Raw genomic sequence first — 14,653 nt, forward strand, 5'->3', positions numbered from 1 at the left:
AAAAGAAGCCCTGCAGGAAATGTTACAGGGCTTCGTACAGCTGAGATGTGTCGTACTCAACAAAGAAATCGTAACATGAATTTCTTGGAAATAAAACTGGTAAATGTGTCCAAATAAGACAAGCCCTAGCCAGGGTAAGCTAGAGCTACTAAGGGTGTTAGATTGCCGAATATGACAGATCTACTTTTTAAGTGTAACACGTGATTTTAGAAGATCTGATAAATAGATTTTACAAAATAATGAACAAAGAGGAAATTGGAAATGAAGTATGTAATCCAAAACGTAAAAACAAAGAAATATCTTAAACACAATGGCAACTACAATCCAGACGCTTATCACTTTAGCGATGTTAAGACCCCAGAAGAAGCGGAAAAGTATCCGTCAAAAGAACATGCTGAATTCGTTCAAATGTGGCATGCGGATACGTCTCAGGAATTTGAGATTATTGAGGTATAAATGAACAAAAACTTCATTTTGTAGAGAAGAGGGGCAAGAATAATGAGTACTTATTGAGAAAATGCAGTTAAAGAGTTTTTTGAGAAACAAGAGAGGGAATATAGAAACAAAAGAGCAGCTAGCAAAAGCTAACTGCTCAGCCCTTAGGGGAAAGGGAGAAAGAGATTAGGGAACTACAGATTTGGATTATAGCTGTTTATCAGCCTACTTACAGTATTGACGGGATTTTGAATATTATTCAGTAGGGGAAGAGAGATGGGAAAAGAAATTTATCCATTTAAAATCATACTTAGAAATGAAGATATAACAGTCGGAGGGAAAATATTCGCACCAAACGGACGAGAAGGAACAATTACTTGGTTCTGGTGCAAAAATCATTTAATAGAGACATAGAGAACCTACACAATCTGTTCAATTCCAGATTATGATACAATTCCAAATAAGTTATGTACAAATTTAACTTCATTTTGGGTAGACTTCACCTGTCGGTGAAGTTGTCCTTTTTTCATCATATGCATGGCTTCAACACCACTCAATATAGAAATTGCTGTTTTAAATGACTTGAATCCCAACATAGAACGCACACGTTTCTTAATAAAACGGTGATCTTGTTCCACTATATTATTGAGATATCTAACTTGCCTTAGTTGTATGCCTTCAGGCATATGTTTCTCTTCTTTCAACTCTTGAATCGCTACAGGATAGGCAGGGTTCTTATCTACTGTTATCACGCGAGGTTTAGAAACGTACGAAAAAGCCAAGGCTTTCTTGAAAAAGCGCTTGGCTGCTTGTTTATCTCTTGATTTACTTAGATAAAAATCAATTGTATTACCTTCTGAATCGACTGCACGATATAAATACATCCATTGCCCTTTTACTTTAATATAAGTTTCATCGACTCTCCACGAGTCATTTGTTGATTTAAGATGATGTCGTACTTTCTCTTCTAATTGAGGTCCATATTGATGAACCCAACGCATAATCGTTGTGTGAGCAATTGATAATCCTCTTTCCTCCATCATTTCCACCAGGTTACGAAAGCTCAAATTGTACCGTCGGTACCACCTTACTGTTAATAAGATTAGTTCAGGCTGATAATGCTTCCATTTGAACAAATTTTCCTTTTCCATACTGATCACACACCTTTTGTAGAGTAGTAATATCAGTATGTCCAAATTTAAGAGATTTTTTGCACCAGAACCCTCATTTTTAAGGGCACAAAGTATTTTAAGAGTTTTTTCGTTCATATGAACGAAAGTTCATTTTATTTTGGCTCTTAAGTTGATGGGCATGGGGTATCGCCACACATCCATCAACTTAAGGATTTGGACTATTCTTGAAGTTAAAAGCACGTTACCATTCTCTTATATTAATGAGAAAGGGTGACGTGCTTTTTATGAATATGCATCAAAAACAAGAGTTGTCTTTATTTGCCGAAGAGTTATATCGATATATGTCTCCCGCTACACTTAATCAATTGGCTATAGAAGCAGGCGGCATGAAACGAAAACGTAAATGCCACGGGCATCATTTTTTATCTTTGTGTGTATGGTTAAATCAACAGGTCGCTACTACCTCTCTTACTCAACTTTGTAGTCAATTAGAAACTTCAACAGGAGTTTTATTAAGTCCGGAGGGACTTAATCGACGATTTAATTCGGCTTCTGTAGCCTTCTTTCGAACTGTATTTACTACACTTCTACAAGCTAAAATTGGAGGGTTATCTAAGATTTCTCATTCTCTTTCTGCTTACTTTGAGCGCATTCGTATCCTTGATTCTACAACCTTTCAAGTTCCAGATCGATTCGCATCTACTTATCCTGGTGCCGGAGGATGCAGTCATAAAGCTGGTGTAAAAATTCAACTAGAGTATGACTTATTGAGTGGAGAATTTTCTGATGTGAAAATTGAACCAGGAAAACGGAGTGATCAGGCGTATGGTGCGACTCGAACAGGTATGATACAAAAGAATGAACTATATATTCGTGACCTAGGATATTTTCGTTTACAAGACTTTAAGTCTATCCAAGATAAGCAAGGATATTATTTATCACGTCTTAAATTACCAACTAAAATATATAGAAAAGAATTCGAAACAGTGGTATTTAAAACAAAACCCGCTCAATTGAGACCAGTATATATACAAGTTTATCTGGAAGATATCATGAAAGAATTACAACCTGGCCAAGTGTATGAGTTACATGATGTATATGTAGGGAGTAAAGACAAGCTTCCTACTCGTATTGTGGTTTATAGATGTACGGAGGAGCAAACACAGAAACGCCTACGTGATCGATCTATTCGTGAAAAGAAAAAGGGGATTACATATACAGATCGTACGAAGCTTTTACAAGGAATTACGGTATATATGACAAACATTCCTTCGGAATGGGTACCAAAAGAGAAAATCTATGATTTATATTCACTGCGTTGGCAAATTGAGCTGTTATTTAAAATATGGAAATCTTGGTTTCAAATTCATCGTTGTAAATCTATAAAACAAGAGCGGCTAGAATGTCACCTTTATGGACAACTCATTAGTATCCTATTATGTTCTTCTACTATGTTTAAAATGAGAGAACTCCTGTTACGTAAGAAACAGAAAGAGCTAAGTGAATATAAAGCGATGTACATGATTAAAGGTTATTTCTTACTGTTTCATCAAGCATTACAAAAAAACACCCAAGAATTATCAAAGATTCTCCTTCGTCTGTTTAACCTCCTACAGCGAAACGGACGAAAATCCCACAGATATGAGAAAAAAACGGTCTTTGATATTTTGGGTGTTGTTTATGAGTATACCACTTCCATTCATCAGGTAGCATAATTATAGTGAAAAAATTGTAACCCGTCAGGGTTTATTTGATATGCCTACTTTTAGGATATCTATAAAAAATAATGAAAAACTACATGGAAAGATCCGCCTTTGTATAAACATATACCTTAAGTTGATGGATGTGGGGTATCGCCACATGCCCATCAAGCTAAGAAAAGCAAATACCCCCAAAACGAGAAATTTGACATCTCCAGGTAAAAATGTACAAACTTTTTGTTTTTGGGGCGTTATAAAATTCTTAAGTTGATGGAAATGTATGGTGACCCCTATAATGAATTTATTTATAAAAAACGCAAGTTTTTCAGTGGCTTCTTGGAATACAGGGTTCAAGCCGCTTAAAGTATTTTTATTATTTCCACTGTCTACTTGACAGGGAGCTGTTCAAAATGGATCCTTTTATTTCGAGATATCAAAAATTAAAATATTCCCCTCTTATTATCTGAAGAATATGTTATATATTTCAGGCGTCGTATACAATTTTCCTTACAGTCACATATTTTAATTGTTAAGTTGAAACTTAATCGGGCTTTTACGGCATAATCTCACAGATAATTCACCATGTTAACTATACGTTATAAAAAATCACTTTTCTTTCATACGAGTAAAAATAACATCATACATATCGTTTCCATAATTTAAAGATCGCTTCACACGAGAAATTGTTGCTGTACTAGCACCTGTCTCCTCTGCTATATAATGATAAGTATTATCATTATATAGCATTTTAGCTACTTTAAATCTTTGAAATATTGTCTTCATTTCATTCATTGTGCATAAATCATCAAAGAAGCTATAACACTCCTCAACAGTTTCCAATGCTAAAATTACTTCAAAAAATTCATCTAAATCTTTTCCACGTAATTTATCTATCAGCATATGCTTACCTCCACTTTCATTAGAGTAGCCGCTACACCACAAGGGGCTTGCTTTTCATTTCGTACCCTTTCTTATACAATTTGTATTTTTTCTACTATGATGTATACCTATATACACTCTGATTTTTCTAATTCTTATTCTTTCCTATATCAAATATACTTACTCTAACATGTATCCTACTTAAAAAATTAACACCATTTATTTTCCAAATGCAGATTATATATTTCACATTTTAACGCTTTAAAGGGTATAAAATATTATATCACTATTTTTTATTTTTGAATTACACCTCTATATTAAATATTCGTGACGATTTTTTGTCTAAATTACGTATTTTCACAAACTAATTATTGAAAATAATACACCAATAACTAGTCTTCTTTTTGTCAAAAAAACAATACAATCATTATGATAGTTAAAATATCTCTCCTCTTAACATAGAAAAATCCCCTCTAAGCCTCATTCTTCCCTCCACTTTATCATGGAGTTTTGTTGAATTACTACTTAAAGGGGATAATATCAAACAATAGCTTTTATAAAGCGAAAAATATTGTAAGATTTAACCAGCCTTTTTATGTCCTTTTGATTGAATTTTCGAATTTCCAATAAAACCCAAGGTAATATGAATAATAGGAACTACAAAACAAAATACAGCGAATGGAAGATAATGCAAAGTAGATACACCAAGTGTACCAGTAATAAATACACCACTTACTCCCCATGGAATCAATGGATTAACAGCCGCCCCAGCATTCGCTAAGATTCCGGAAAGGTTTTTTGAATCCACATGAATTTTTTCAAATTGTGATTTAAATGCTTCACCTGGTAAAATAACTGATAAATACTGTTCTCCTAGCAGAATATTGACCCCCATCGAACTTAAAGCAGTCATTAGTATTAAGTTTCCTTTCTTACTAACCATACTCGATATTTTAGAAATTAACTTTTCAATAATTTTCACTTCTACTAACAATCCACCTAATGCCAAGGCAAGAAGAATAAGAGAAACAGACCACATCATACTTTGCATTCCACCGCGAGTCAGTAGTAAATCTACATTCTGCACACCTGTTTTAGAAACAAATCCATCTTGCATAAAGCTAGCAATTTGCTCAAAACTAGTATGTGGGTGGTACATATAACGTATAAAGACTGTAATAGTTATACTAAGTAATAATGTCGGAATAGCAGGTACCTTTTTTCTAGCACACAAAAACAATACAAATACTGGAACTAATGTGAAAACTGAAATAGTAAAAGATGAATGAAGCGTTTGAATGAGTTCTTCGATTTTATCTCCATCTGATATCGAAGTGCCATGTCCCAAAAATAGGAAAAAGATAAGGGTTATAACAAAGGCTGGAATAATTGTTCGCATCATACTACGAATGTGTTCAAATAAATCCACTTCTGCAATAGCTGCTGCTAAATTTGTTGTATCAGATAACGGTGAAATATTATTCCCTAAAAATGCACCTGAAATAATAGCACCTGCAATCATCGCTGAATCTAAGCCCATCATTTGACCCATTCCTAAAAATGCAATACCGACAGTTGAAATTGTTGTGAAAGAACTACCCACCATGATTCCAACAAGTGCACATACAACAAAAACAGAAGGTAAAAAGAATTTTGCTGATATAATTTTGAATCCATAAATCATGATAGTAGGAATTGTTCCTGCGGCAATCCAAACGCTAACCAAAATTCCAATTAGCATAAATATAATAATTGGAATTAATCCTGGTAAAATTCCATTTTGGATTCCTTTATGAATTGCATCCCAAGAAACACCTTTCATCCTAGCAAATAAAACAACAATTCCTATCGCAATTAAAATTGGTACTTGAGGAGGTAAACTGAAGCCTATAATACAAGTCCCTATAATTGCTAATAAAACGACTAAAAGAAAAGTACTTTCTTTAATAGTTACATCTCTTTTCATTTCAATAAACTCCTTATCAGTTAAATGGTCATTGAATTCTTTCCATTTACTATCAACGTTTGTGAAAAATTACACATTTAATATCTAAACATTATATTTAATCAGAAGCAATAGAAATCGAATCCATATCCAAATCATAAAAGGGCATAAACAAAATGTTGGATGAGTATATACATGAATTACTAATCATACCAATAAATGTTTATGCCCTCTTTATTTACCTAAAAATATTTAACAGTTAACGTAAATCAGCTTTATGATAGGCACCGTGCCAAACTGGACCAACAAATTCATTAAAGTCAAAACCAGACTTAATCCCTTCTGTTGTAAAGTCTTTTGCCTTAGCCACAGCGGCTTGAATTGAAAGTCCTCTAGCAAGTCCAGCTGTAATCGCTGCTGCAAAAGTACAACCAGCACCATGGTTACAATTCGTATGAATTTTCTCTGCTTCATAAAGAACAAACTCTACTCCATCATAAAGTAAATCAATCGCACTATGGTTCGTTAGGGACTTCCCGCCCTTAATCACAACATTCTTAGCACCAAAATCGTTAATTCTTTTTGCTGCTTCCTTCATATCATTTACTGTTTTTATCTCTTGCACTCCAGATAACTGACCTGATTCGAATAAGTTTGGTGTTACAATTGTTGCCTTTGGTAAAAGAAAATCACGAATTGCAATTCTGTTTTCAGGATGGAGTGGTTCATTTTCTCCCTTACAAACCATGACCGGATCAATGACAACATTTTGCATCTCATATGTTTCAATTACATCACTTACGAGCTTAATAATATCTATAGATCCAAGCATTCCTGTTTTCATTGCATCTAATTTGCCATCAGAAAAAATTGTTTTTAATTGTTTTTGTACAAGTTCCTTATCAATTGGATAAACATGATGATGCCAGTTATGATCAGGATCCATTGTGACAATTGTTGTGATGGCACTTAAGCCAAAAGTACCATACTCTTCAAATGTTTTAAGATCAGCCTGCAATCCTGCGCCTCCACTTGAATCAGAACCTGCAATCGTTAATACTTTTTTTACCGTCATATTTTCACTCCTCAATTGTTCTTCTAAAGTGAAACTTTTCTTAGTGGGATTTCCCTTCAGTCCTAACCTAACTTCTTTATTTCCACCGACTTTTAAGAGGAAGGTCTACTGCCCGCGAATAACAGGATAATCAAAAGCAATTATATAAAGATGAATGCATAACAACTTCCTAACGTTATGCATTCATTCTATAAAAATAATTTTCTACTAAATTTATTCCGCTACATTGTAGATTTTTTCAAGTTTCTCTTGAATTGCTTTTTCCATCTTCACAGCATATTCTTCAAATACATCTTTATCATGAGCATATGGAGATAATGCACAAGCACGTAGTACTGTTACTTTACCTTCACGATCCCATTCTCCTTCACTAAATCCTAGACTCTTCACAAATGGAAGTGGGCTGTTACCATAGTCAGGAGTAGCAAAGTCTGTGTGAGATGTAATAAATTCATTATTATATAATCCACCTTTAACGTAAGAAGCGTGATCAAAGAAATCATGATTTAATTTGTTCATTTTTTCTAAGTCTGTATTCCCTTCTTCATTAAACACATAATCAACCATGTTGAAATCAGGTTTTGTTAATGGATGCACACGAATTGTTTTATCGCCAACTTTAAATTCTTTTTCACTTAAGAAATCATAGAAACGATAAGCTCCTTCAATACTTGCACCAATTAATTTACCATAACCCGTTACATTTAGCGGTAACACTTGATGAGCTGTCCAAACTGCCGCTGCAGTTGCCCCTGCTTTAGAGCCTTCTAACATATATGCACCTAATAATGCTGGAATATCTGCACCTTTTTCGAATACATAAGTTGCAAAGTACGAAATCACATCACGCATTCTAGTATCTTTAATAACAATACCGCCTGCAGAATAAGGAATATATCCCATTTTATGTGGGTCAATTGTAATCGTTTCTGCTTGATTCATTGCTTTAAATGAATGATACACTTCTTTCGTTAACCATTCACATTTTTCAGTGAAGATGTTATGTTTTACGTACATTTCTTCTAATTGATCCCATTCGATAAATTCGTTATTTTCATCTAAGAAAATAGAGCGAGCATAACCACCATATGCAGCGTCTACATGAATGTAGAAGTAGATACCTTCTTCTGCTAATTTCTCACGAAGTTCTACGATTTTATCAATTCGATCGATTTGACCTTCTTCTGTTGTACCGATAACCCCAACAACACCTAGAACAGGAATTTCTTGCGCTGCTAGTTCACGAATTTTTTCTTCTAATTTATTAATATCCATACGATAGTGATCATCAACATCTATTTGCTCTACAGAGTCAAGACCAACACCGATAATATCAGCAGCTTTTAACCAGGAATAATGTTTTGTTTGTGGGATTAACCATTTACCTAGTTTTTGTAAATGTTCACCACTACGTGCAGAATGACTTTTAATTTCATCAATTTTTTCAGGAATTTGGTCTAAAATATCTAGAATTTCTGCTGTAGACATATTAAGTAATTCCCATTCAGATTTACCCCCAACAAATTCAGGAGCCACTTCTTTAATAGCTAGTGGTAAGGATTTCATATTACGTGCATACCATAATCCCTCTAAGTTAGCGATGGAACCATCTGCGCAAATATGTCCCCAACTTTCACCTTTTTTATAGCTCATAAGCGCAGCAAATTCATGTCCAACTTCCTCTTCCATTTGAGAAGTACCTGGTGAAGATTCATATGCTACGTTATTACCATTCCATAACATTGCAGCTGTATAAGCAATGATAGAAGGCATTAATGTTTCAGAGTTCATATGTCCCCAGAAGCGACCAGCAGTATGCCAAGGTAAAGAATGTGTACGTAATTTAGAAGATAGTACATTGAATACACCACGGATATGATCGGCAGTTTCTTGGAAGCTTTGAGAGCTTCTATCTTGAGGTGTAATAACAGGTAAATCTTGTGGCATATAATTTTGTCTCCAGCCAACATGCTCATCTACCATTTTTAATAACAATTCTTTAAATAAATCTGCATTTTCTCCTTTGTCTCCTAAGAATAATGCTTTTAAATTAATATCGGGCATTTCGTATTTCATTTTTATTTCCTCCATTATCTTATAAAATAAATTATTTAACGTCGTTAAGTTTTTAATTTTAGTTTGCTTGTTTTAAATTTTCCTCTTTATTATCTTCTTTCTTCCATTCTGGTTTCTTACATTTGTTGATAATAAGAGCGATCCCAATCATAACGACTGTAGCACCCACTTGATAAATTACGTAACCAGTATACTGACTTGGTTTTAGAATGGATGGCGGAATCAAACTTACAATAATCGTAAGTACAATACCTATCATTGAGAGAATAGATACAAACCACATTAATCCATTCCCTTTATTTCCTAATCTAAAAGGTCTCTTCACATTAGGCATGTTATAACGTAAACGGATCGCTGAAATAGCAATTAAAGCATATACAATACAATATAAAATCGTTGTTGTAATTGTAATAATTAAGAACGCACTATTAACATCTGGAACTACTACATATAAGAAAGATACTAACGAAATAACAATCGCTTGAATCATTACAAACGTGATTGGAATGTCTTTCTTCGTTCTCTTTTGAAAGAACTTCGGTAAATTTCCTTCCTCTGCCACTTTAATCATAGATTTACTTGGTCCAAGTACCCATGCACTTAGCTGTACTAAAACACCAATTAAAATCATTAAAGAAATAAGGTTAACAAAGATGGATGGAATTCCTAAATCTTCACAGAAAATTAAATACGGTTGTGTAATGTTCGCTAATTCTAACTCACCGCGTGGCACTGCATTAGAAACTGTTAAACCAGCAATAATATTAAAGATTACTAATAAAACAACAGAGGCAATAACAGCAACCGGATAGTTACGTTTAGGATTTTCAATATTATTTGCATGTACAGATGAAATTTCTACCCCTGCAAAAATAAAGATGATACCTGATAAATACGTTAAGCTGCCTAAATCTTTGAAATTAGGAATTAAATCACTTGGTTTAAAATCTCCTAAGTAACCGTTTGGTTGAACTCCATTTTTGATCATATAAATAACACCTAGAACAACGAGAATAACAAATGGAATATATACACCAATAACTGCGCCCCAGTTACCTGCAACTTTAACCATATCAAACTTAAGGTTTAATAAAGTTACGCCCCAGTATGAAATTAAGATTAAAGCAAAGATAAAATAATTGTTTGAAGATAGCTCCGGTTTATCAATAACATAGCCTAGTAAGACACCTACTGTTGATGAAACCATTACCATTCCAAAAAACATTTGAACCCATAATAACCATGAGGTAACAAATCCCCACTTTTCGCCTAATGCATTTCTCACCCAAACTTGAGGCCCACCTTCTTCAGGAAATCCTGTTGAAAGCTCCGCCGACATCAAGGCAATTGGAAGGGCGAATACAAGTGCAGCAACTAACATGTAGAAAATTTGCGTCCATCCTGTAATGGAAAGCGTTGGTACACTACGTACTGTGCCAAAGAATGCCATCGTAATACCAATTAGCCCAAATAGCGTTAATTTTTTTGTCTTGGCCATAACTATATCCTTCTTTCCTTTATTTAATTTTTACGGAATCCATTATTCCTGATTCATACAATGAACTAATACGCTAATTTTTAAAGAAATTGTATCGTCTAAAATAAACTTTTTAAAAACTAGGGTATTAAAACAAAGTCTTTCATAAAGTATATAGAATCTATAGCACCAACCCTTTCCGCTACTATAAATATGATTTTTTCGAATATCTTTTCTGTTCCCCCTTAAAACACAGTGAATAATATTCATTCAAAATCATATATTCCTCACAAGAACCTTTCATAAAACTCAAGTTTTAATTTGTGTAATGATTCACAAATTAACTTACGACGTCAGTTTACTCCTGCATATTTGTTTTGTCAACAACCATAAAAACCTTTATATCACTATGTTTGTCGAATAAAATGAAAAACTTTTTATTTAAAGCATTAAAGATTTAATGCTTTTATCTATTAAAGCGTTAAACCTTTCATTTATAAAAATACAAAGAATAAATATACATTTTTCCTCAAAAAAATTCATTTAAATTAGCACAAAAAAGAAGAGTGAACCTTCTTCACTCTTCTTTATCAACAGCTATTCCCTATAGAATTACTATTCTAAAAAAGGATTCATCCTCTCTTCTCTTAAACCAGGATGCCATTCTAGCATATGCATAAACGCCTGATTAGCAACTGGATCGTCTATGCATAATTTATTCACCCCTAAATGAAAATCATTTTCATTTATTGATTGGTCTGCTATACTTTTTAACAATCTGCTATATCCAACTAGACGTCTAGATGTAATAATCTTACTTTTCCGAAGCGGGATCTCACTTTTTTGTTCACGAAACTTTAACAATTTTTCTTGGAATATTTCACGTCTATCTTCTTTTCCATTCATTACTTTCACACTTACATATAAATCAGTTTCTAACCCTACTGCTCTGCTCCACAATGAGATCCAGTTATCATATTTAATATAGTATCTCCCCTGAAAATAACTTTTTATCATTGGAAGTAAAATATGGATTCTTGGATGATACGTGTCACCTTTTCTTATAATATCCAACATTCTAAAATAACCTAAATTTGCTTGTTGTATAGCTTTATACTTAAATAACCGATTAAAACCAATTAACATCTTATCTAATACATCATTAATTTGTTCTTCACTTATATTTTCTAACCCCAGATCTATTAATAACCAATTTACTTGCTGTTTTTTATTTATTTCTGTTGTGACATGGTGATTAAAGTATGCTAATTCTAGTGTTCGTTCCCATGATGGCAGCATAATTAATCTCCTCGCTTTCATTCTATAGCGGATTCTATTCTTCTAATTTCACCAAAGTGTAATTCTTTTTACCTTTACGGATAATGATAAATCTTCCATCAATTGAATTACTCACTTTAAAGTCTGCATTCACATCTGTTACTTTGTCTCCATTCATTAAAATAGCCCCATTATTAATATCTTCCCTTGCTTGACGTCTAGAAGGCTCAATTCCTAAGTCTACTAACCACTCAACAATATTTTTTGTTTCTTTAGAAGCCTGGAATGTCGGCATATCTTTAAATCCTTGCTCAATTTCATCTGCATTTAACGATTTAATATCTCCACTAAATAAGGCTTCTGTAATCTTTACCGCTTGTAAAAATGCGTTCTCACCATGAACAAATTTCGTCATTTCTTCTGCTAGCACTTTTTGTGCTTCACGTTTATGAGGCTCTGTTTGAACTTTAACTGCTAATTCACCAATTCTATCTTTTGTTAAGAATGTGAAGAACTTTAAGTATTTAATTACATCGCGATCATCTGTGTTTACCCAGAACTGGTAGAATTCAAATGGAGTTGTCTTTTCAGGGTCTAACCAAATCGCTCCACCTGCTGTTTTTCCAAACTTCGTTCCATCTGATTTTAATAGTAACGGAATTGTTAACCCAAATACTTTTGCTTCATGTCCTTCTAATTTACGAATTAAATCTAAACCACTCGTAATATTTCCCCATTGGTCACTACCACCGATTTGCAGTTGAACGCCTTTTTCTTTGTATAAATGATGGAAGTCCATAGATTGCAATATTTGGTAAGCGAATTCTGTAAATGAAATCCCTGTATCCAAACGGCTTGCTACAATATCTTTTGCCAACATACTATTTACACTAAAGTTTTTGCCGTAGTCACGTAAAAATTCGATAATGTTTACTTGATGTGTCCAATCGTAGTTATTTACCATTTTCACTTCATTATTGCCACCAAAATCAAATAATTTTTTCATTTGTGCTGTTAATGCGTCAACATTATGTTGTACTTGTTCTAATGTTTGTAACTGGCGTTCTGTTTGTCGTCCACTTGGATCTCCAATTGTTCCTGTTGCTCCTCCAATTAAAATGACTGGATGATGCCCTGCTAATTGGAAGCGTTTCATCATCATAAATGGAATTAAATGTCCAATATGCATACTGTCACCAGTTGGGTCTACACCGCAGTACAAGGAAATCTTTTTCTCTTCTACTAGTTCACGTAATCCTTCTTCATCTGTTTGTTGATTAATTGCGTCACGCCATGCTAATTCATCAATAATGTTCATGTCTTTCCAGCTCCTTTAATTTATAAGTTTTCTTTACTTTAAAGTAGTAAAGAATATAAAAAAAGTCCCTATGTCTATACTAGACATAGGGACGATTTTTAACCGTGTTACCACCCAGATTGTACAAATAGTATCCATTCTGCTATTCATACCACTCTTAGCAATAATATCGATTGCTACTCCGCTTAGCATTACCTAAGATACTCCAGAGTGTAATTCACAAGTTTGTTTGTGCCAGGTTCCATCAACCCCTAGCTTTCTCGATAACAGTGACAAACTGCTACTGGGCTCTTTCAATGTATTTGTTATGTTAAATTATAGTCATTATAGTGAATTAAAATTTCATTGTCAATGACATACAATAATGTTCTAAAAATATTCATTTTTATTTTTTATTATATCAAAAAATAAGGATGGACTTGTCCTCAAATATTTAATTCCCTTTGTAATTCAATATTTCAATAGGGTTTTACTATTTATTTTTCTCTTGAACGGAGATTTCAAAAATATAAATAATATTTAAATATACTTTTATTTCTTGATTTAAAAAATACTGAAATAGAAATTAGGTTTCGCTGGTTCTGTTGCAAAGTGTTTAAAACTAAGCTAAACTTTTGCAAAACAGAGTGAGGGGAATCATAAATGAGATATTTTAAAGGAAAACAATTTAAAAAAGATATTATTTTGGTAGCCGTTGGCTACTATTGTCGTTTTTCTTTAAGTTATCGTGATGTCTCTGAAATTTTGAAAGAACGTGGTGTTTCAGTTCATCCAACAACTATTATGCGCTGGGTTCATGAATATGGGCACCTGATCTATCAAATTTGGAAGAAGAAAAATAAAAGAGTGCAACTATCTTGGAAATTGGATGAGACGTATATAAAAGTCAAAGGAGAATGGTGTTACCTGTATCGTGCAATTGATAAAGAAGGGTACACATTGGATATTCAACTTCGTAAAAAACGAGATCATCAGGCTGCATATGCATTTATGAAAAGATTAGTGAAAACGTTTGGAGAACCAACGGTTCTAACAACAGATAAAGCACTGGCATTACTTTGTGCACTCAAAAAATTAAAGGAACAAGGCTTTTATAAACATACAACTCATTGTACAATCAAGCATTTGAATAATCTCATAGAACAGGACCATAGACATGTAAAACGCCGCTTTGCCAAATCTGCAGGATTTCAAAGTCTTCGCCATGCTTCGCGCACTTTGAAAGGAATCGAAACGATTCATGCTATATATAAACGAAAACGAAGTTTGCAGCCAAACTTCATTTTTTCAACGTACAATGAATTACAGCAATTACTCACAATTTCATAGAATTCAGC

12 protein-coding genes and 1 other annotated feature are annotated in these 14,653 nt (G+C 33.5%); of the genes, 4 read left to right on the forward strand and 8 right to left on the reverse strand.

Annotation, left to right across the window (positions count from 1 at the left end; genetic code table 11):
• Window positions 1-261 precede the first annotated feature (261 nt).
• Both QUF99_RS01030 and QUF99_RS01035 read left to right on the forward strand, forming a co-directional pair.
• Window positions 262-456, forward strand: a complete 195-nt coding sequence (locus tag QUF99_RS01030; protein ID WP_289368153.1) for a hypothetical protein — start codon at window positions 262-264, stop codon at window positions 454-456.
• 255 nt (window positions 457-711) lie between these two features.
• Window positions 712-849 (forward strand): hypothetical protein, encoded by a 138-nt coding sequence (locus QUF99_RS01035; RefSeq protein ID WP_289368155.1) that lies wholly within the window; start codon window positions 712-714, stop codon window positions 847-849.
• A gap of 29 nt (window positions 850-878) precedes the next feature.
• Here the strand turns inward: QUF99_RS01035 and QUF99_RS01040 are convergent, their stop codons facing one another.
• Window positions 879-1,586: an IS6 family transposase gene (locus tag QUF99_RS01040; RefSeq protein ID WP_289368157.1), complete on the reverse strand. Its 708-nt coding sequence runs from the start codon at window positions 1,584-1,586 to the stop codon at window positions 879-881.
• Between the two features lie 266 nt (window positions 1,587-1,852).
• Here QUF99_RS01040 and QUF99_RS01045 point away from each other — a divergent pair, with 266 nt between their 5' ends.
• Window positions 1,853-3,283, forward strand: a complete 1,431-nt coding sequence (locus tag QUF99_RS01045) for an IS4 family transposase (protein ID WP_289368159.1) — start codon at window positions 1,853-1,855, stop codon at window positions 3,281-3,283.
• A 591-nt stretch (window positions 3,284-3,874) separates the two neighbouring features.
• Here QUF99_RS01045 and QUF99_RS01050 read toward each other — a convergent pair.
• The 7 genes from QUF99_RS01050 to tyrS all read right to left on the reverse strand — a co-directional run bounded on the left by QUF99_RS01050 (window position 3,875) and on the right by tyrS (window position 13,316).
• Window positions 3,875-4,168 (reverse strand): YerC/YecD family TrpR-related protein, encoded by a 294-nt coding sequence (locus QUF99_RS01050; RefSeq protein WP_289368161.1) that lies wholly within the window; start codon window positions 4,166-4,168, stop codon window positions 3,875-3,877.
• Window positions 4,169-4,727: 559 nt separating this feature from the next.
• Window positions 4,728-6,113 (reverse strand): Na+/H+ antiporter NhaC, encoded by a 1,386-nt coding sequence (gene nhaC, locus QUF99_RS01055; RefSeq protein WP_289368163.1) that lies wholly within the window; start codon window positions 6,111-6,113, stop codon window positions 4,728-4,730.
• Window positions 6,114-6,351: 238 nt separating this feature from the next.
• Window positions 6,352-7,167, reverse strand: coding sequence for a pyridoxine/pyridoxal/pyridoxamine kinase (gene pdxK, locus QUF99_RS01060; RefSeq protein ID WP_289368165.1), 816 nt, complete (start codon window positions 7,165-7,167; stop codon window positions 6,352-6,354).
• A gap of 213 nt (window positions 7,168-7,380) precedes the next feature.
• Window positions 7,381-9,243, reverse strand: coding sequence for a tyrosine decarboxylase (tdc, locus tag QUF99_RS01065; RefSeq protein ID WP_289368167.1), 1,863 nt, complete (start codon window positions 9,241-9,243; stop codon window positions 7,381-7,383).
• Between the two features lie 58 nt (window positions 9,244-9,301).
• Window positions 9,302-10,741 (reverse strand): tyrosine-tyramine antiporter, encoded by a 1,440-nt coding sequence (gene tyrP / locus QUF99_RS01070; RefSeq protein ID WP_289368169.1) that lies wholly within the window; start codon window positions 10,739-10,741, stop codon window positions 9,302-9,304.
• 594 nt (window positions 10,742-11,335) lie between these two features.
• The gene (locus tag QUF99_RS01075; protein WP_289368170.1) at window positions 11,336-12,019 is read right to left on the reverse strand and encodes a protein rep; all 684 of its coding nucleotides are present in this window, start codon (window positions 12,017-12,019) and stop codon (window positions 11,336-11,338) included.
• Window positions 12,020-12,053: 34 nt separating this feature from the next.
• A complete protein-coding gene (gene tyrS / locus QUF99_RS01080) occupies window positions 12,054-13,316 on the reverse strand; it encodes a tyrosine--tRNA ligase (protein ID WP_289368172.1) in 1,263 nt (420 codons plus the stop codon).
• Between the two features lie 84 nt (window positions 13,317-13,400).
• Window positions 13,401-13,622: a binding site (T-box leader), on the reverse strand.
• A 336-nt stretch (window positions 13,623-13,958) separates the two neighbouring features.
• Between tyrS and QUF99_RS01085 the strand changes: the two genes are divergently transcribed.
• Window positions 13,959-14,645 (forward strand): IS6 family transposase, encoded by a 687-nt coding sequence (locus QUF99_RS01085; protein ID WP_289368173.1) that lies wholly within the window; start codon window positions 13,959-13,961, stop codon window positions 14,643-14,645.
• The last annotated feature ends 8 nt before the right edge of the window (window positions 14,646-14,653 follow it).

This window comes from Bacillus sp. DX4.1 (genome assembly GCF_030348195.1).
Taxonomy (GTDB): domain Bacteria; phylum Bacillota; class Bacilli; order Bacillales; family Bacillaceae_G; genus Bacillus_A.

What these genes read in the sequence shown, in the direction of transcription:
- QUF99_RS01045 (WP_289368159.1), top strand. Translation starts at nt 1,853, where the DNA reads ATGAATATGCATCAAAAACAAGAGTTGTCTTTATTTGCCGAAGAGTTA.
- tyrP (WP_289368169.1), bottom strand. Translation starts at nt 10,741, where the DNA reads ATGGCCAAGACAAAAAAATTAACGCTATTTGGGCTAATTGGTATTACG.
- QUF99_RS01030 (WP_289368153.1), top strand. Translation starts at nt 262, where the DNA reads ATGAAGTATGTAATCCAAAACGTAAAAACAAAGAAATATCTTAAACAC.
- pdxK (WP_289368165.1), bottom strand. Translation starts at nt 7,167, where the DNA reads ATGACGGTAAAAAAAGTATTAACGATTGCAGGTTCTGATTCAAGTGGA.
- QUF99_RS01075 (WP_289368170.1), bottom strand. Translation starts at nt 12,019, where the DNA reads ATGCTGCCATCATGGGAACGAACACTAGAATTAGCATACTTTAATCAC.
- QUF99_RS01035 (WP_289368155.1), top strand. Translation starts at nt 712, where the DNA reads ATGGGAAAAGAAATTTATCCATTTAAAATCATACTTAGAAATGAAGAT.
- nhaC (WP_289368163.1), bottom strand. Translation starts at nt 6,113, where the DNA reads ATGAAAAGAGATGTAACTATTAAAGAAAGTACTTTTCTTTTAGTCGTT.
- tdc (WP_289368167.1), bottom strand. Translation starts at nt 9,243, where the DNA reads ATGAAATACGAAATGCCCGATATTAATTTAAAAGCATTATTCTTAGGA.
- QUF99_RS01050 (WP_289368161.1), bottom strand. Translation starts at nt 4,168, where the DNA reads ATGCTGATAGATAAATTACGTGGAAAAGATTTAGATGAATTTTTTGAA.
- QUF99_RS01040 (WP_289368157.1), bottom strand. Translation starts at nt 1,586, where the DNA reads ATGGAAAAGGAAAATTTGTTCAAATGGAAGCATTATCAGCCTGAACTA.
- QUF99_RS01085 (WP_289368173.1), top strand. Translation starts at nt 13,959, where the DNA reads ATGAGATATTTTAAAGGAAAACAATTTAAAAAAGATATTATTTTGGTA.
- tyrS (WP_289368172.1), bottom strand. Translation starts at nt 13,316, where the DNA reads ATGAACATTATTGATGAATTAGCATGGCGTGACGCAATTAATCAACAA.